13 protein-coding genes are annotated in these 20,297 nt (G+C 33.0%); all 13 read left to right on the forward strand.

All coding sequences use genetic code 11. The features are described from left to right. The first annotated feature begins 59 nt into the window (after nucleotides 1-59). Nucleotides 60-437 carry a hypothetical protein gene (locus N3C_RS00155; RefSeq protein ID WP_074364032.1) on the forward strand — a complete coding sequence of 126 codons (378 nt, stop codon included), beginning with the start codon at nucleotides 60-62 and terminating at the stop codon, nucleotides 435-437. 519 nt (nucleotides 438-956) lie between these two features. After that, entirely contained in the window at nucleotides 957-2,912 is a 1,956-nt protein-coding gene (locus N3C_RS00160; protein WP_074364033.1) for a DNA gyrase/topoisomerase IV subunit B, read from the forward strand. 18 nt (nucleotides 2,913-2,930) lie between these two features. Beyond that, the gene (locus tag N3C_RS00165; protein WP_074364034.1) at nucleotides 2,931-5,843 is read left to right on the forward strand and encodes a DNA topoisomerase IV subunit A; all 2,913 of its coding nucleotides are present in this window, start codon (nucleotides 2,931-2,933) and stop codon (nucleotides 5,841-5,843) included. 130 nt (nucleotides 5,844-5,973) lie between these two features. Beyond that, a complete protein-coding gene (locus N3C_RS00170) occupies nucleotides 5,974-6,534 on the forward strand; it encodes a DJ-1 family glyoxalase III (protein WP_074364035.1) in 561 nt (186 codons plus the stop codon). A 114-nt stretch (nucleotides 6,535-6,648) separates the two neighbouring features. Beyond that, entirely contained in the window at nucleotides 6,649-7,872 is a 1,224-nt protein-coding gene (locus tag N3C_RS00175; protein WP_074364036.1) for a M16 family metallopeptidase, read from the forward strand. Nucleotides 7,873-7,874: 2 nt separating this feature from the next. Further along, nucleotides 7,875-9,653 carry a single-stranded-DNA-specific exonuclease RecJ gene (gene recJ, locus N3C_RS00180; protein WP_074364037.1) on the forward strand — a complete coding sequence of 593 codons (1,779 nt, stop codon included), beginning with the start codon at nucleotides 7,875-7,877 and terminating at the stop codon, nucleotides 9,651-9,653. A gap of 33 nt (nucleotides 9,654-9,686) precedes the next feature. Then, entirely contained in the window at nucleotides 9,687-10,757 is a 1,071-nt protein-coding gene (locus N3C_RS00185) for an undecaprenyldiphospho-muramoylpentapeptide beta-N-acetylglucosaminyltransferase (protein ID WP_074364038.1), read from the forward strand. Between the two features lie 16 nt (nucleotides 10,758-10,773). After that, the gene (locus N3C_RS00190) at nucleotides 10,774-12,306 is read left to right on the forward strand and encodes an MBL fold metallo-hydrolase RNA specificity domain-containing protein (protein ID WP_074364039.1); all 1,533 of its coding nucleotides are present in this window, start codon (nucleotides 10,774-10,776) and stop codon (nucleotides 12,304-12,306) included. Between the two features lie 142 nt (nucleotides 12,307-12,448). Beyond that, entirely contained in the window at nucleotides 12,449-15,964 is a 3,516-nt protein-coding gene (gene nifJ, locus N3C_RS00195; protein WP_074364040.1) for a pyruvate:ferredoxin (flavodoxin) oxidoreductase, read from the forward strand. Nucleotides 15,965-16,123: 159 nt separating this feature from the next. Further along, nucleotides 16,124-16,489 (forward strand): DUF1292 domain-containing protein, encoded by a 366-nt coding sequence (locus N3C_RS00200; RefSeq protein ID WP_074364041.1) that lies wholly within the window; start codon nucleotides 16,124-16,126, stop codon nucleotides 16,487-16,489. A gap of 93 nt (nucleotides 16,490-16,582) precedes the next feature. Continuing rightward, complete coding sequence (locus tag N3C_RS00205; RefSeq protein ID WP_074364042.1) at nucleotides 16,583-17,224, forward strand: HAD-IB family hydrolase; 642 nt, start codon at nucleotides 16,583-16,585, stop codon at nucleotides 17,222-17,224. A gap of 11 nt (nucleotides 17,225-17,235) precedes the next feature. After that, nucleotides 17,236-18,054: an aminotransferase class IV gene (locus N3C_RS00210; RefSeq protein ID WP_074364144.1), complete on the forward strand. Its 819-nt coding sequence runs from the start codon at nucleotides 17,236-17,238 to the stop codon at nucleotides 18,052-18,054. Between the two features lie 328 nt (nucleotides 18,055-18,382). Next, the gene (locus tag N3C_RS00215; protein ID WP_074364043.1) at nucleotides 18,383-20,296 is read left to right on the forward strand and encodes a DUF342 domain-containing protein; all 1,914 of its coding nucleotides are present in this window, start codon (nucleotides 18,383-18,385) and stop codon (nucleotides 20,294-20,296) included. The last annotated feature ends 1 nt before the right edge of the window (nucleotide 20,297 follow it).

Below are 20,297 nucleotides of genomic sequence, written 5' to 3' on the forward strand. Positions count from 1 at the left end.
GTAGCATTTTTACAATGTTGCATATAATAATAATATAGCAATTTAAAAGAAGGTATAAAATGACAGCACTAATAATTCAATATGTATTATTAGTACTAATGGTGCTTGCCATTGCTTACTTTGTTTATCTTTTAAATGATAAAGGAATACTGCAAGAAGATGATTATTATGGTATAACTTATACTATACTTAAGGAATTAGATAGAAACGAAGCTACAAGGGAAAATGTGAGTAATATATTAAAAACAGTAGCTTCTACGGTGAAGTTTGTAGAAGAAGCTTATGTTGATGATGATTATAAAATTAAAGAAGAAAGGGCTATAGCCCTTTCTAGGGAAGCTGTACGGGAGCTTGGTATTTATAGTGATTTAGGTGATAAGGCTTTGAGATATTTAATTAGATTAGCCTATGCTTACTTAGTTGATAATTCTAAATAAGTAAGTTAGCCTTAATAAATTTCTAAATGCGGTTTTCATTAATTTTGTCCTATCTAAAATTAATCTTAATTTGCAACTTCTAATTTCTAAAGTGGCTAATAAGCCACTTTTATACTTTCTTTTCTGTTCTAATACATGATAAAATATAACTTATGTATTATAGAATTAAAATATAACTTTTAATTATAAGCACTTTAATATTCGTAAGAATTTAATTTGGTAGTTGTAATACATATTGACAAGAGGATGAATTTTTGCAATGATTAACTTTAGAAATCCCAAACATACATTTGGGACTAATATAAGATTTAGGTATATTTATGCTTAAGATGATTTATAGTATAGAAAAAATCCTTTAATAACAGAATATACTCAAAACTTCATATTGAATTTTATTCATGAGAATAGATTATTTAAGAACAAGTGTAAATATAATTTAATACTACTAAATGAACATAGTGTTGAAAAATTTAGAGAAATAGTCACATTATGATTATTTAGTTGGGGGAGGACACATTCATGAGTAACGAGAAGATGGAAAAAAACAGTTATGATGTGACAGACCTTACTTCTTTAGAAAAGTTAGAGCCTGTAAGGGTAAGGCCTGGTATGTACATAGGTTCCACAGGGAGTAAAGGACTGCATCATTGTGTGTGGGAAATACTAGACAATGCTATTGATGAAATTTCTAATGGCTATGGAGATAAGGCGACAGTTATATTAAATAAGGATAAAAGTGTAACTGTTATAGATAACGGTAGAGGTATTCCTACCGGAATTCATCCTGTAAAGAAAAAGTCTGGGGTGGAGATGGTCTTTACTGAACTTCACACTGGAGGTAAGTTTGATAATAAAAATTATAAAACTTCTGGAGGGCTTCATGGAGTAGGAGCCTCTGTAGTTAATGCTCTTTCTAAGTGGTTAGAGGTAGAAGTATACCAGAATGGTAAGATATATAGGCAGAGGTTTGAGTATGCCTATGATAGTTCTGTGAATAAGCTTATGCCGGGAACACCTGTTACTAAATTAGAGGTAGTAGGTGAAACAAAGGAAACTGGAACAAAAATAACTTTTATGCCAGACGATGAAGTTTTTTCTGTTACTGAATTTAAAGCAGAAGTTATAGATGAGAGATTACAAGAACTATCCTTTCAAAATAAGGGAATAACTCTTGTGTTTATAGATAATAGACAGGAAGAACCTGTTACTAAGCAGTATCATTCTGAAAGAGGTTTATTGGATTTTATAGATTATTTAAATGAAAGCAAAACTGTACTTCATCATGAACCTATATTATTTGAAGGAGAAAGAGAAATAAATGGATTGTCTATGTATGCAGAGGTCTGTGTGCAGTTCACAGATTCTTCTTCTGAATATATAGCTAGCTATGTTAATAACATACCTACAACGGAATCAGGAACTCATGAAACAGGTTTTAAGACTGGAATGACTAGAGCTTTTAAAGAATGGGCTAGAAGGCTAAATATTGTAAAAGATAAGGACAAGGAATTTGAAGGAGATGATTTAAGGGAAGGTATGACTGCCATAGTTAGGATTAAGCTTACTAATCCTATCTTTGAGGGTCAGACTAAAACTAAATTAGGTAATAATGAAGCCTATACTATGATGAATGATTTGTGCTACACTAAATTTTCTGAATGGATAGAAGATAATAAGGATTTGGCTAGCCAAATTATCACTAATGCCGTTCAAGCTGCGAAAAGAAGAGAGAAAATAAAAAAGATTAATGAAGCGGAAAAGAAGAAGATAGGTAAAGGAGCAGCACCTTTAGCAGGAAAGGTAGCAGTATGTACCACGAAAGATCCTGAACTAGCAGAGTTTATTATAGTAGAGGGAGATTCAGCGGGAGGTAGTGCTAAGCAGGCTAGAGATAGAAGATTTCAGACCATTATGCCTTCTAAGGGTAAAATCATGAATACAGAAAAGCAAAAGTTGGAAAATGTTTTATCTAGTGAGGAGTTAAAAATCTTTAATACTGCTATAGGTACAGGTATTCTGGATAATTATAATGAAAAAGATTTAAGATATAATAAAATTATTGTTATGAGCGATGCGGATGTAGATGGATATCATATTAGAACTCTTTGGATGACTTATATTTATAGATATATGAGACCATTAATAACCAATGGACACTTGTACATTGCTTTACCACCTCTATATAAAGTATATAAGCAGACTAAAAAGGGAGAAATAGTTAAATATGCTTATAGTGATGAAGAGCTAGAAGCTGTTAAGAAAGAAGTGGGAAAAGGGGCTTTAATACAGCGCTATAAAGGTTTAGGAGAAATGAATCCAGATCAGTTGTGGGAGACTACTTTAAATCCAGAAACAAGAACCTTGCAACAGGTAACTATAGAGGATGCTTCAAAGGCGGAAAAAATGGTTTCCTTGTTGATGGGCGATGTGGTAGAACCAAGAAAAAACTATATGTATAAGAATGCTGAATTTTAACAGATTGGAGATGATAGCATGGTAAAAAAGAGCAGTGCAATTCCTAAGGATCGTAATATTATAAAAGTTCCATTAGAAGAAGCCATGCCGGATAATTACTTACCTTATGCAGTAGAGGTGGCAAAAGATAGAGCACTTCCAGATGTAAGAGATGGATTGAAACCGGTTCACAGGAGGATTTTATATGGTGCCTATTTGCTTAAGGCTACTCCTGATAAACCTTATTATAAATCTGCAAGAATTGTAGGGGATATTCTAGGTAAATTTCACCCTCATGGTGATGCTTCCGTTTATGATTCCATGGTTATATTGGCTCAGGATTTTACCACAAGAAAACCTTTGATAGATGGTCACGGAAACTGGGGATCCATAGATGGAGACAGTGCAGCGGCTATGCGTTATACGGAGGCAAGATTAACTCCTATTGCTTTGGAAATGATAAGGGATATAGATAAAAACGTTGTTGATATGATACCAAACTACTCTGAAAGTGATATGGAGCCAAAGGTGCTACCAAGTAGATATCCCAATATACTAGTTAATGGCGCCTTTGGTATAGCTGTAGGACTTGCTACCAATATACCTCCTCATAATTTAAGGGAGGTAATTCAAGGATTATTAGCCTATATTGATAATCCTGATATTACAACTAAGGAATTAATGAATTACATAAAAGGACCAGATTTACCTACTGGAGGTGTATTAATAGGGGCTGAATCCTTACTTTCTGCCTATGAAACAGGAATAGGTAAGGTGACTTTAAGAGCAAAGGCTTCTATTGAAAAGCTTGAAAGCGGTAAACTGGGGATTGTTATTACTGAATTCCCTTATAGAAAGAACAAGGCAAAGTTACTGCAAACTATTTCTGAAATGACAGGAGACAAGAAGCACGCTAAAGTATTAGATCCTATTATAGATATTAGAGATGAGTCCGATAGAAATGGTATTAGAGCGGTTATTGAATTTAGAAAGTCTACAGATTATGAAACAGGCGATAAGATTTTAAAGTACTTATATAAAAAGACAGATCTACAAAGTAATTTAAGTTTTAATATGGTGGCTTTGGCAAAGGGGAAGCCTGAAACCTTAGGACTAAAGGCTATTTTATATCATTATTTACAACATCAAAAAGAAGTTATTACCAGAAGAACTCAAACAGAATTAGATATTGCTTTGAAAAGGTTCCATATTGTAGAAGGTTTTATTAAGGCTATAGATATAATGGATCAAGTAATAGCAACAATAAGGGCTTCAAAATCTAAAAAAGATGCTCAGGACAATTTAGTTTCAAAGTTTGGCTTTACAGAGCTTCAGGCAGAAGCTATTTTGGAATTAATGTTATATAGATTGACAGGTTTAGAAATTACCGTGTTTCAAAAAGAGTATAAGGAATTAGAAAAGAGAATTAAGTCTTTAAGAAAAATATTAGGTGATGAGCAAGTTTTATTGCAGGTAATAAAAGATGAGCTTATAGAGATAATGGAAAAGTACGGTGATGACAGAAGGACGGAAATTATTCATGATGAAAATGAAGCTAAAATTGATGTGGAAGAATTAATTGTAATAGAAGATACTATGGTAACAATGTCCAATGAAGGATTTATTAAAAGAGTACCACAAAAATCCTATAATAGATCTAATGCTGATGAGTCAGAAATAGAATATAGAGAGGGAGATTATAATAAATTTTTATTTCCATCTAATACAAGGGATACGGTGTTATTCTTTACAGACCTAGGTAATATGTATCAAATAAAGGGAATAGAAATTCCAGAATATAAGTGGAGAGAAAAGGGAGAGAAGTTAGACACCTTAATTAAGGGGTTGGATTTAAATTTGGAAAAGATTATAGCTGTATTCTCTTTTCAAGAGCTCGCTGCAGATAAAACACTTATGCTTATTACCAATAAGGGCTATATCAAGAGAACTTCCTTAAATAAGTTTGTAACAAGCTATACCAAATTACTAGCTTTAAAATTGAAAAAGGATGAAAGATTGATATATGTTGGCCTTGAAAATCCTGATGTGGAAATAAATTATATAAAATTAACTAGTAAGCTAGGTCTTACCTATACAGTAAGAAAACCAGAATTGGACAAAGTTGATAGAAATGTGTTAGGAGTTCAGCTGTGTCCAATTGGTGGGAGAGATGAACTAGTAGCAATAGACTTTGTGGATAATTATGAATTTGAACCATATACGTTAGCTGTTAGCAAAGAAGGCCTTATTAAAAGGCTGGCAAGCGAGAGACATAAAAGTGGTTATAAGCTTACTGTTTCTTATGGTCAGGATATTTTGATATTCAGTAGTAGCGGACTAGTTTATAAGTTCCCTTACTATTTATTTGAAAATGCAGAGGAAGGTATAGAACTTAAAAATTTAGTGGAAGAATATGATCCAAAGATAAATAAAATACTGTATGTTATGGTTGTTGATAAATATACAGAACAAAACTATATTTATTTCTTTAGTAAAAAGGGCTTACTAAAGAAAACTCCTCTAGAAGATTTTCAAGGCAACTACATCACCACACAAGCTTATAAATTTAAGACTGCAACAGATTCTTTAGTGTCAATTACTAGCTCAAAACAGGAGGATAGTAGTGCTATTATTGTTACTAAGAAGGCTATGAGTATTAGATTTTTAGTGTCCTCTATAAATACAATGGGGAAAATTGCTTCTGGAGTTACTGGTATAAGTTTAAAGGAAGATGATGAAGTAATTTTTGGTGGAATAATCAATGCCGGAGAAAAGGATTCAGAAGTGGCTGTTAATTCAGATACTGATGGGGAATTAATCTTAATATCTTATAAAAAACAGGAAAGAAGAATAAAGGTGGAAGATATAAAAATCCAAAACAGAGCTGGTAGAGGTAATAACTTAATGTTAATAGTATTGGATGACTATATTAAAGATGTTAAAATAGTGTGAAAAATGTTGCTAAATTATTGTAATAGTTATTAATGCGAAATATAATTATAAGCAAATATAATAAGTCGGGGCGCATACCCCGTTCTTTTTTTGGGAATTATTAAGATTATAATTTCGGAGGTGTTTTTGTATGAAAAGGCTATTATTATTTTTAGCGGAAGGCTTTGAAGAAATAGAAGCATTAACTGTTGTTGATGTTTTAAGAAGAGCAGAAGTACAGGTTGACATGTGTACTATATCAGAAGAGTATGTTAATGGTGCTCACGATATTAAAGTTAAAAGTGACTTGAATTTAGATAATTTAGATCAAAATAATTATGATGGATTAATTTTACCAGGGGGACCAGGTACTGATAATTTAAAGAACAATGTAAGAGTGGTACAGTTAGTAAAAGATTTTTATATGAGCGGTAAATTAGTTGCAGCTATTTGTGCTGCACCAACAGTATTGGCTGAGGCTGGTATTGTAAATGGACATAATATAACCTCTTATCCAAGCGTGAAAAATTTCTTAAACAATTCTATTTATAAAGAGGAAGTAGTAGTTTTAGATAATAACATACTTACAAGTCGCGGTCCTGCCACTGCATTGCCTTTTGCCTTTGCTATATTAGAAGCTTTAGGACTTAATGAAAAGAGTGAAGAGTTAAAGGAAGGAATGCTTTACAATTTCTTTTTGGCAAATAAGTAAAAATTGACATAGCTGAAAAGTTTATTGTTTATAAAATATGTAAGGATAATTTTGATATAATAAAGGATGTTGAATTTTATTTCACATCCTTATTTTTTATTTTTGGAGGAAGGTATGAAAATTTACATTTTAGACAATGGCATAAAGTTGTTTTATCAGTATAGAGAAGGAACTATCACATCCTTCTGTATTGGGTTTAAAGCTGGAGCTTTAGAAGAAGAAGGTTACCATATTGGTACTGCTCATGTAGTAGAGCATATGCTTTTTAAAGGTACATCAAAAAGAAGTGAAAAAGAAATTAATAGTGAGATGGATAAGATTTTTGGTTTTAATAATGCTATGACTAATTATCCTTATGTAATATATTATGGGTCCGTAAACAGCATGGACTTTGTTGATGCTTTTGACATATATAGCGATATAATACTTAACCCTACTTTTCCAAGGGATGGGTTTCAAGAAGAGATGAAGGTAATTAAAGAAGAGCTTAGAGACTGGAAGGAAGATTTAAGTCAAAGTTGTGAAGATAATCTTTTTGCAAATGCTTTTAGACATAGAAGAATTAAAGATTTAATAATTGGCACTGAGGAAAATCTTGAGAAAATAACTTTAGAGGAGGTGAAAAGATTTTATCAAGAGCATTATTTCCCGGGAAATTGTGTTATAACTATCGTTACTTCTCTAGATGGTGATTATATATATAATGTGGTAAACCAAATCTTTGGTAATTGGAAAAGAGAGGCTAGGCCACTAACAAAGATCCAATATGAGAAAAATAATATGGGTACTTTTGTGGACTTTGCAGATATGGAAGGAGCCAAGATACAATATATCTATCCTATTGATCAATTAAGTAGAAGGGAATTAATTGCGCTTAAATATATAAATGTCTTATTTGGAGAGGGTACAAGTTCCATATTATATGATGAGATTAGAACAGAAAGGGCTTTAGCCTATGAGGTATTTAGTAATATAAAATATGAAAGAGGTATAGAGCTTTTTTCCATAAATATTAGTACTTCAAAGAAAAAAATTGAAGAAGCTATGAAAGCGGTGGAATTTTGCATATATAAGTTAAAAAATTATAATTGGATGGAGAAAGAAAACATAGAAAATATTAAAAAGAGATTGATATTAAAAGAAGGCTTAGCTTTTGAGAGGTCCATAGAGTATTGTAAAAGAATCACTGTAGATCAACTAATGTTTGATGATTATGGATATATCTTGGAAAGTTATAATAATTTTAATATTAGTCATGAAGATATAAGTAAAACTATTAACAAGGTTTTTGTAAATCCTACAATACAGATCTTGTGTGCAGATGAAGGAGAGAAATAGATATGGAAAAAAGGTGGATGTTAAAAGGAACTAGTATAGATATAAAGGATGTAGCTAAAAAGGCAGAAGTAAATCCTATAATAGCAGCTTTACTAATCCACAGAGATATAAAAGATCCAATGGCTATAAAAAAGTTTCTTTATGGCACTTTAAAGGATTTACATTCAGCACATTTAATGAAGGATATGGACAAAGCTCTTGCCATCATAAAAGATGCTATAGAAAATAATAAAAAAATTTGTATTTATGGTGATTATGATGTAGATGGTGTTATGAGCATATATATCTTATATAAGGCTTTAACTAGATGCGGAGCAGATGTATTTTATCATATTCCTGACAGAGAAGATGAAGGCTATGGAATGAATAGCCATAGAGTTAAAATTATTAAGGAGCAGGGCTGTGAAGTAATTATTACCTGTGACAATGGTATAGCAGCAATGGAGCAGATTAAGTTAGCTAAAGAACTGGGGATGACAGTAATTGTTACAGACCATCATGATGTGCCTTTTGTAGATTTAGAAGGCAGTAAGGAATATCTTCTACCACCAGCAGATGCAGTAATTAATCCTAAGCAGCAGGACTGCAATTATCCTTTTAAATTGCTATGCGGTGGTGGCATAGCTTTTAAATTTGTACAATGCTTATATGATCAAATGGGTATAGACAGTGCTGAGTGTGAAGAATATATACAATATGCTGCTATAGCTACTATTTGCGATGTTGTGGATTTAGTTGATGAAAATAGAATTATAGCTAAGTATGGTCTAAATATGCTTAATAGGACAGAGAATATAGGTTTACAAGCCCTTATAGATGAATGTTCTTTAGCTGATAAAACTATAACTGTTTATCATATAGGCTTTATTATAGGACCTTGTATTAATGCTACCGGAAGATTGGAAAGCGCTAGATTGTCTGTGGAGTTATTTCTGGCAGATGATTATGAAAGAGCTAAAAAACTAGCTAAGAAATTAAGGGAATTAAATATAGAAAGGCAGAATATTACTTTACAGGGGGTAGAGAGAGCAGAGGGTATTATTGAGAGGAACCATATGGAGAAAGATAAGGTTCTAGTAATTTATGATGAAGAGATCCATGAAAGTGTAGCTGGTATAGTGGCAGGGAGAATAAGAGAAAAGTATAATTTACCAACTATTATTTTAACAAAGGGTAAAGATATGCCTAAAGGTTCTGCTAGATCCATTGATGAGTATAATATGTTTGAGGAGTTATCTAAGTGCAAGGATCTTTTAGATAAGTTTGGTGGACATCCTATGGCAGCAGGACTTTCTTTATGTTTTGAGAATATTGATAAATTAAGACAGAGGCTCAATGAAAATTGCAAGCTAACAGAAGAAGAATTAATTCCTAAAGTGAGAATAGATCAAAGGTTACCTTTAAAATATGTATCTTTTAAGTTGGTAGATGAAATAAAAAGCTTAGAACCTTTTGGAAAGGGGAATCCAAGTCCCTTATTTGCTGAAAAAGGAATCATAATAGAGAGGGTATATGTTTTAGGGAAAGAAAAAAATGTATTTAAATTGCTAATACGTCCAGAGGAAAGCTATAATAAAATTAATGGTATATTTTTTGACTCAAGTGGATATTTTAAGGAAGCTTTTCTTAGAGCCTATGATGAAGTGACCTATGATAGGTTTTTAGAGGGAGTGTTGGGGGATATAAAAGCGGACATAATTTATTATCCTGATATTAATGAATATAATGGAAGTATAACTTTGCAACTGGTAATAAAAGATATAAGATTTTCTACTAATTGAATTGATTAGAGTTGAATTTTAAGGAGGCTTAATATGGCAAAATATAAAATAATAATGACAGGCGGAGGATCTGCTGGACATGTAACTCCTAATCTGGCTTTAATACCAACATTAGAAAAAGAGGGGTTTGAAATACAATATATAGGCACTGCTGATGGAATTGAGAGGAAGATTATTTCGCAAGAAGGTATAAAGTATCATGTAATTTCTAGCGGTAAATTAAGAAGATATTTTGATTTAAAGAACTTTACAGATCCCTTTAGAGTAATTAAGGGGGTTTTTGAAGCTAAGAAAATAATTAAGAAAGAAAAGCCTGACGTAATATTTTCAAAGGGTGGTTTTGTTGCAGTTCCAGTGGTTATAGGTGCCTTTTTAAATAAGGTTCCAGTGGTTTCCCATGAGTCTGATATTACGCCGGGTTTAGCAAATAAAATTGCCTTACCTTATAGTAAGAAAGTATGTGTTACCTTTCCAGAAACAATGGAACATATTAAAAAAAGTAAGGTTGTGCTTACAGGTACTCCTATTAGAAAGGAACTGTTGGATGGTAGTAGATTAAAAGGACTAAGCTATTGTGGTTTTTCTAAAGATAAGCCTGTTTTGTTAGTTATCGGAGGTAGCCTTGGTTCTAAGAAAATAAATGATTTGGTAAGAAAAAATATAGGTCCGTTATTGGAAAAGTATCAGATAATTCATATTTGTGGGAAAAATAATTTGGATAATAGTTTAGCTTTAGAAAATTATAAGCAATTTGAGTTTGTTAGTGATGAATTGCCGGATCTTTTGAATTGTGCTGATATAGTAGTTTCTAGAGCAGGGGCTAATGTGATTTTTGAACTGCTAGCTTTAAAAAAGCCTAATCTATTAATTCCTTTATCCAAAAAGTCTAGTAGAGGGGATCAGATTCTGAATGCCCGTTCCTTTGAGAAAAAAGGATATAGTTTGGTTTTGGAGGAAGAAGATCTTGAGGATAAAAGATTTATAGAGGAATTAGATAAACTATATGAAAATAGAAGTAAGTTTATAGCAGCTATGGATAAAAGTGAATTGCAAAATGCCGTTGAAAGAATTGTGGAAGTTATAAAAGATTCTATGAAGAGGTAACCAAGGAGGAAGTAATATGAAAATTGAATTTATGGGAGCAGCAGAATGTGTCACTGGATCCTGCCATAAGCTAACGGTTATGGGAAAAAACATTTTGCTAGATTGTGGTCTTTTTCAAGGAAGTGATGATGAAGAGGGAAAAAATGAAAGCTTTCCCTTTGATCCAAAGGAAATAGATTTTGTTATACTATCTCATAGTCATGTAGATCACAGTGGTAGAATACCTTTGCTTTATAAAAAGGGATATCAAGGACAAGTGTATTGTACTAAGGCTACGGAGGCTTTAAGTGATGTAATGCTTAGGGATAGCGGTCATATAGCTGAGATGGAAGTAGAGTGGAAAAATCGTAAAAGAATGAGATTGGGACTACCACCTATAGAACCAATTTATACTGCTATGGATGCTGCTAAATGTATGGTTAATTTTTTGAGCTTTGAATATGATGAAATATTTGAGATTTTTGAAGGGGTTAAAATCCGTTTTAGAGATTCTGGACATATGCTTGGTGGAGCTATTGTAGAAATGTTTATAAAAGAACCGGGAAAGGAAGAAATAAAACTAGTATATAGTGGGGATCTAGGTAATATTAATATACCGATATTAAAGGATCCTACCTACATAGATACTGCTGATTACGTTATTATGGAAAGTACTTATGGAAATAGGATTCATAAAAATGCTAAAAATGAAATAGAAAAATTAGTAGATATAATAAAAGAAACCTTTAAGAGAGGGGGAAATGTTGTAATACCTACCTTTGCAGTAGGAAGGGCCCAAGAAGTTTTATATGCACTAAATAACTATGTAGAAAATAATATTCTAGAAAATATTACAGTATATGTGGATAGTCCATTAGCTCAAGAATCTACTAAGGTTTTTCAAAACTTTACTCACATTTATGATGATGAGGCTAGAGAACTAGTGGATAAAGGGGATGACCCTTTCTCTTTTAAAGGCTTAGTATTCACAAAAACTGCACAAGAATCCACTCAAATAAATAAGGTAAGGTCTGGAGCAGTAATAATTTCATCCAGTGGTATGTGTGAGGCAGGAAGAATTAAGCATCATCTTAAGCACAATCTTTGGAGAAAGGAATGTTCCGTTGTTTTTGTAGGCTATCAAGCAGAAAATACTTTAGGTAGAGCTATTATAGAAGGAGCAAAAAAAGTAAAAATCTTTGGTGAAGAAGTGGCTGTAAATGCAAAGATCTACAAGCTTAACGGTTTATCCGGCCATGCTGATAAAGATGGATTGATAAAATGGATAAGTTCTTTTAGAAAAAAACCAAAAGAAATTATTTTAGTTCATGGTGATAAGGAGGTGGTTTTAAGCCTTCAAAAGGAATTAAGTGATAAAGGCTATAATGCTTATATCGCCAAGGAAGGTGAGACAAGATATATTGGTGCAGATATTCATAGGGAGATGTTAGATGCAGATAAGCTAAAAGAAAAACTGTCAGAATTTATTCTTTCTATAGAAGATAAGTATGTTCACAAGGAAGAAATACTAGAAGATATTAACAATATAATAAATAATTTATTATCTTAGGTTTTTTTTGATGAATTTTAGTAATAATAAAAAAGATTTAATCCCTTATAGGCCATGATAGCTATTGCAAATTGGCTCATTTGGTATATAATTAAAATTGTTAAGCAACTTATAATAATCTACGAGAAAGAAGGTTTGTACAATGAGAAAAATGAAAACAATGGACGGTAATACCGCCGCAGCGTACATATCATACGCCTTTACAGACGTTGCTGCAATCTTTCCTATCACTCCATCTTCTCCAATGGCAGAACATGTAGATGAATGGAGTTCACAAGGAAAATTAAACGTATTTGGACAAAAAGTAAGGGTTATGGAAATGCAGTCCGAGGCTGGAGCAGCTGGCGCCGTTCATGGTTCTCTTCAAGCTGGAGCACTGACAACTACTTATACAGCTTCTCAGGGATTACTACTAATGATTCCTAATATGTATAAAATCGCAGGTGAATTGCTACCAGGTGTATTCCATGTTAGCGCAAGAGCTTTAGCAACAAATGCACTTTCTATATTTGGTGACCATCAAGACGTAATGGCAGCTAGACAAACAGGATTTGCAATGTTAGCTTCTAGCAGCGTACAAGAAGTTATGGATCTATCACCTATTGCTCACTTAGCTGCAATTAAGGGAAGAGTACCATTCTTAAACTTCTTTGATGGTTTCAGAACATCCCACGAAGTACAAAAAATTGAAGTGCTAGAATACGATGAGCTTAAAGAATTAGTGGACATGGATGCTGTTAATGCCTTCAGAAGAAGAGCTTTAAATCCAGAACATCCAGTAACAAGAGGAACAGCTCAAAACCCTGATATATACTTCCAAGGTAGAGAAGCTTCCAATAAATTCTATCAGGCTATTCCTGAAATAGTAGAAGATTATATGGCTAAAATTAGCAAACTTACAGGAAGAGAATATCATTTATTCAACTACTATGGAGCAGAAGATGCAGAAAACATTATAATCGCAATGGGATCCGTTTGCGATACAATTAGAGAAACTGTTGAATATTTAAATAAAAAGGGAGAAAAGGTCGGAGTATTAGTAGTCCATCTTTACAGACCATTCTCAATTGAACACTTCTTTAAGTATATACCAAAGACAGTTAAGAAAATTGCTGTATTAGATAGAACAAAAGAACCTGGTTCAGCTGGTGAACCATTGTATCAGGATGTAAGAAATGCTTATTATGAAAAAGCTGAAAAGCCAGTAATAGTTGGTGGAAGATACGGATTAGGATCTAAGGAAGTTACTCCAGGTAGCATCCTAGCAGTATTTGATAACCTAAAGAGTGAAAATCCAAAGAACGGTTTCACACTTGGTATTGAAGATGATGTAACATTTACTTCCCTACCAATAACTGAAGAAATAGATATCACTGCTGAAGGAACTACAGCATGTAAATTCTGGGGACTTGGTTCCGATGGTACTGTTGGTGCTAACAAGAGTGCAGTTAAGATTATCGGTGACCATACAAATATGTATGCTCAAGCATACTTTGCATATGATTCCAAAAAGTCCGGTGGTATAACTATATCTCACTTAAGATTTGGTAAGAATCCAATTAAGGCACCTTACTTAATTACAAAGGCAGATTTTGTAGCTTGCCATAATCAATCCTATGTAAATAAATATGATGTTTTAGCAGGTTTAAAGGATAATGGAGTATTCTTACTAAATACTTTATGGGACAAGGATGAATTAGAACTTCATCTTCCTGCTAAGATGAAGAGATACATTGCTGAGCATAATATTAACTTCTACACTATAAATGCTGTTAAGATAGCTCAAGAAATTGGTCTTGGCGGAAGAATTAACATGATAATGCAGGCAGCCTTCTTTAAGTTAGCAAACATAATCCCACTAGAGGATGCTATTAAATACTTGAAGGATGCAGTTGTTCAGTCCTACGGACGTAAGGGTGAAAATGTTGTTAACATGAACCATAAGGCTATAGATATGGGTGTTGAAGCTCTTGTTAAAGTGGACGTGCCAGCAAGCTGGAAGGAAGCAGTAGATTCAGAGACAGAAGAAAAGAAAGTTCCTGAATTTATTAAGAATATTTTAGAGCCAATGAATGCTCAAGAAGGTGACAAGCTTCCAGTTAGCGCTCTTTTAGAACATGTAGACGGATCTTTCCCATCTGGTACTGCAGCTTATGAAAAGAGAGGAATAGCTGTAAAGGTTCCAGAATGGCAGGTAGACAATTGTATTCAGTGTAACCAGTGTTCATTCGTTTGTCCACATGCTGCTATAAGACCATTCTTATTAAATGAAGAAGAAGTAGCAAATGCACCTGAAACATTTAAGAGCAAGAAGGCAAATGGTGGTAAGACCTTTGAAGGACTTAACTACAAGATTCAAGTATCAACATTAGATTGTACAGGTTGTGGTAACTGCGCAGATATCTGTCCAGCACCTAATAAAGCTTTGGTTATGAAACCAATTGATACTCAAGAAGCAGAAGTGGCAAATTGGGAATATGCAATGACACTTTCACCAAAGGCAAACCCAATGAAGGCAGATACTCTAAAGGGAAGCCAATTCCAGAAGCCATTATTAGAGTTCAGCGGAGCTTGTGCAGGTTGTGGAGAAACTCCATATGCTAAGTTAATAACTCAATTATTTGGCGATAGAATGATGATTGCTAATGCTACTGGATGTTCATCCATCTGGGGTGCTAGTGCTCCATCAACACCTTACACTGTAAACGCAAAAGGTAGAGGACCAGCATGGGCTAACTCATTATTCGAAGATAACGCAGAATTTGGACTTGGTATGTACCTTGGTGTAAAGCAGATCAGAGAAAAGTTAGCTGATTTAGTAAGCCAAGCTTTAACTATGGATATCAGCGAAGAACTTAAAGCAGCTCTTCAAAACTGGTATGATAATAAAGATAATGGCGAAAGATCAATGGATGCAGCAGATGCATTGATTCCTGTATTAGCAGAGGAAAAAGATAAGAATGCTGTTTTAGCTGAAATCTTTGAAAATAGAGATTACCTTGTTAAGAGATCACACTGGATCTTCGGTGGAGACGGTTGGGCTTATGATATCGGATACGGCGGACTAGATCATGTTCTTGCTAGTGGAGAAAATGTAAATGTTCTTGTATTTGATACAGAAGTTTACTCTAACACTGGTGGACAATCTTCTAAGTCAACTCCAACATCAGCTATTGCTAAATTCGCTGCTTCTGGTAAGAGAACTAAGAAGAAGGATTTAGGTATGATGGCTATGAGCTATGGCTATGTATATGTTGCACAGATAGCTATGGGAGCAGACAAGAATCAGACTCTTAAGGCTATTGCTGAAGCTGAAGCATATGATGGTCCATCCTTAATAATTGCTTATGCTCCATGTATTAACCATGGATTAAAGGCTGGAATGGGCAAGAGCCAAGAAGAAGAAAAGAGAGCTGTAGAATGTGGTTACTGGGCACTTTACAGATATAACCCAACTCTTAAAGAAGAAGGAAAGAATCCATTCATATTAGATTCTAAGGAACCAAAGGCTTCCTTCAGAGACTTCATCTTAGGTGAAGTAAGATATGCATCTCTTGCAAAAGCTTATCCAGAGGAAGCTGAAGAGCTATTTGCAAAGACTGAAAAAGATGCTATGGAAAGACTTGAAAACTACAAGAGACTTGCTAATCAGCAATAATAAAGTTCAGGGCGAAAGCCCTGGGCTTTTTTGCATATAAAAGAATTTTATAAAATTAATAAAAAACTCTTTTAATATTTTGCTTTTAGAGTTAAAATTAAAACATCAAGCTTAAAGGAGGTGAAATCGTATCTTGCTTCAGTAAGATGCGATGCTAATATGGATAATGAAAAAATGCACAGCTGTGGTTGTGGAGAACATGACTACTGTGATTGCGGAGAACATGAACATGAGCATAATCATTGCGATTGTGGTGATGATGATTGCGATTGTGGCTGTGGACATGAACATGGAGCTATGTTGGTTGATTTAGAAGACGAAAATGGAAACATAGTTCAGTGTGAAGTTGTAGATGGATTTCAATATAAAGATAATGACTATGTATTGGTTCAAAATCCTGAGGATGGCTCAGTTTATATGTTTAAAGTAGTAGGTGAAGGTGATGAAGGAGAGCTTGTAGTTCCTGATGATGCAGAATTCGAAGAAGTTACTGCTTACTACCAAAGTACTTTTAGTGAAGAATAAGAAAAAGAGCCTTAGGGCTCTTTTTCTTATATGATAAATAATTTTTGGACATATAATTTTAATCTTTAAATAAAAATATATATGGAGGTAAGATTGGTTAAGTTAGGAATATTCGATATAGATTACACTATTACTAGAAAGGAAAGTATGACAGAATTTTATAAGTTTATGTTGAAAAAAAAGCCTAAACTTGTGAAGCATCTGCCATCTATTTTTGTAACGGGACTTTTATACATAAATGATAAAATAGAATTGAAAAAGGCTAAAGAATCCTTTGCTTCCTTCGTGGAGGGGATTCACCAAGATGAAATGCAGCAATTAGTAAAGGAGTTTTACGAAAAAAGACTTAGTAAGTTATTTTATAAAGATGCTTTGGATATGATAAAAAAGTTAAAAAGAGAAGGATATCTTATATATTTAATTTCAGCGTCACCAGAGTTTTACCTTAGAGAGTTTTACAATATTCCGGAAGTTGATATGGTTATTGGAACTAAATATAGGATAAAGGATCAGTATCATACTTGTTTCATTGATGGTGAGAATTGCAAGGGAGAGGAAAAGGTTAAGAGGCTCATGGAAGTATTAAAGGAAAAAAAATTAGAAGTAGATTTTGAAAACTCCTATATGTTTTCTGATTCCTTGTCAGACTTACCCCTGTTTAATTTGGTAGGTAACCCCTATTTGATAAACTATAAAAAGGGACATGACACCATTAAGGTGCTAAAATGGAAGTAGAGGTGCTTAATATGAGTGAATGCTTTAGTAAACACTTTTTAAAAGATGGTCAAACGCTAAGTAATGATGTCTTTAGAGATGACGAAATAAAAAAAGGAAAATCTGTCTATGAGGTAATAAGAATAATAGAAGGAGTTCCACTGTTTCTAAAAGAGCATATTGATAGATTCGTAAATTCTACTACTTTAATAGGTAAGGAAATGCTTATTAATAAGAAGGAAATTGAAAACAATATTGCTAAGCTTATTGACACAGAAGGTATAAAAAATGGCAATATAAAAATTGTTTTTAATTATGGAGATGAAAAGGATAATTGGTACATGTATTTTTTAAAACATTCTTATCCTACAGAAGAAATGTATAAACTTGGTGTTGATACTATACTGTATCACGGAGAAAGAGAAAATCCTAATGCTAAGGTTATAAATTTAAACTTTAGAAAGAGGGTAGATGAAGCTATTAAAAATAAAGGAGTTTACGAAGCTATATTAGTTGATAGGAATGGTCATATTACAGAAGGAAGTAAGTCTAACATTTTTATGGTATATAATAATAAGGTTATAACTTCACCTGTGGAGCTAGTTCTACCTGGGGTTACAAGAGGAGTTATTATATCAGTTATCAAAGATGCTGGTATAGACTTTAGTGAGGAAAGATTTCATTATAAAAACTTAGATAAGCTACAAGGGTTGTTTATATCTGGCACATCTCCAAAAGTATTACCTATTAGAACCGTTGATAATTATTCTTTTGATTCAGCAAACAATGAAATAATAAGAACTATTAAAAGTTTATATGATAGAAGGATAGCTATAGATATTGGGAGATAGTGCTTTAATTCATTATTGGTAGCAATGAATAGGCAATTTAAGCGACAGAGTGATATGATACTTCCAAAATAGACAGTCTAATTAATTAAAATTAGATTATCTACTTGGAGGTATTTTTTGTGGTAGTAAACTAGTTTTTTATAAGAAATTAATAGAGAAGTAAAATTAAATTTATAATTTTTATTAAAGAATCTTAAAAAACTTACGATTAATAAATATGCATAATATTTAATACAAAAATATGTAACTTTCTTTATGAATTCTAGTAGTTTTATGATATACTTATCTTAATAAGAATATCCTTTTGCTATTGCAGGGAGGAAATGTTATGAGTGAAAAGCTATTTAAAGCTGGCTCTTTAGATGAGTGCATTAAAATTGCCTGCTCTGAATTAAATATATCCCAAGATAGTTTGAAATATAGAATTGTTGAAGAAAAGAAGTCTTTATTTAAAAAGTATGTTGTAATTTCTGTAGAGGAAATTAAAGATAATAATGGTAAGGTTTCTGTTAATGATGGTGTCATTATAGTAAAGGATCCAGAAGAAGGGGGCAAGCCTGCCATTATTTCAACGGGTAAAGGTATATATTTAACAGTTAATGGGATTGATGTAAAAGATGAAATAGAAGTGTATGCTAAAGATGAAATAAAATATTCCTTTGATGAGGATGAAAGCCAAAGGTTTATAGATGTAAACATATCAGAGGATAAATTGGAGTGTAAGATTAGCGTTAAGTATATACCAAAAAAAACATATAAATTAATAGACTGTTCCGAATCAAAAAGATTAGTTTTACGTAGACAAGTAAGCGGTAAAGTCATGCCACCGAAGTTTACCTTTGAAGAGGTGAAGGAAGAGCTAGCAAGAGTTGGTGTGGTTTACGGTATTCAGGAAGAGGATATAAGAAATTATCTAGATAGTGGCAAGGAGGAAATCATAGTAGCTGCAAGAGGAGAGCCTGCGGTAGATGATATTCCAGATGTTATTAAATATAAATTTGATGTAGAAGAAAAAAATAAAAAATATGATGATAGTAATTACGATAATATAGATTATAGGGATGCCAATGAGATTGTTTGTGTTAAAAAAGGTGACATTATAGCAGAAAGAATTCCCGGCTCTGAAGGTAAGGATGGTAAAGATATTTTTGGAAAGGTAATAAAAAAGAAAAGCTACAAGAGCAAACCATTAAGAGTAGGTACTGGATGTAAAATAGTAGATGATAATATAGTAGTGTCTGAATTGGATGGACGACCTTATGTAAAAAGTAATATTATTTCTGTTAAAGAGATGTATGAAGTACAAGGTGATGTAAATATTAAAACCGGTAATATAAAATTTATAGGTGATGTTAAGATTCATGGTGCTGTTACAGAAGGTATGACTATTGAGTCTGGTGGTATTGTAGAGATTATGAGAAATGTGGAAAATTCAACTGTTTCTGCTGTGGGAGACATCATAATAAGAGGTAACATACTGGGTTCTAATATATCTGCCGGTGGAGATGATGTAACAACCTTGAAAAGAATCAAGGATTTAGAAAGTTTTGCAACTAACATGACCTCCCTTATGGAAGCAGTATCTCAAGTTAAGAAGTTTAATCTTCTTGGATATGACAAAGATGATGGAGAAGTTATAAAATATTTATTAGAGACCAAATATAGATTTATGAATAAAACTTGTCTTAGTATCATAAAAGATTGTATGTATGATGATATAGATGCTGATGACAGAATTATAACCTTAATTAGGCAATGGTTAGTGGGCATGGCTCCTTTAGGAATAAAGAATTATGGTGTGCTAAATGATTTAGTACAAGCTGCAAAATATAAGATTGAAGAGTTAAATGAAAAACTAGCACTACCGGTAAACGTGAACATAAGCTATTGCCAGGATAGTACTATAAAGAGTTCTGGAGATATAGTGTTTACAGGTAAAGGAGAATATATTTCAAATATTACTGCATATAGAAAAATTAATTTTACAGTACCAAACAGTGTTGTAAGAGGTGGAGAACTTTATGCTGGAGAAGAAATAAAGTGTAAAAATGTTGGGAGTCTAGGCGGTGTAGCAACTAAATTGTCAGTGGGAGAAAAGGGGCATATTTGGATAGCAGTTGCCTATCAGAATACAAAATTATCTGTAGGTGGAAAGGAAATGATTTTAGATTCTCCTAGTAGAAACATACATGCATACCTGGACTCTAAAGGCGACCTAGTGGTTGATAAGTTAAAATTATAGG

It is taken from the genome of Clostridium sp. N3C (genome assembly GCF_900095445.1).
In the GTDB taxonomy this organism is placed as follows: Bacteria; Bacillota; Clostridia; order Clostridiales; family Clostridiaceae; genus Clostridium_AU.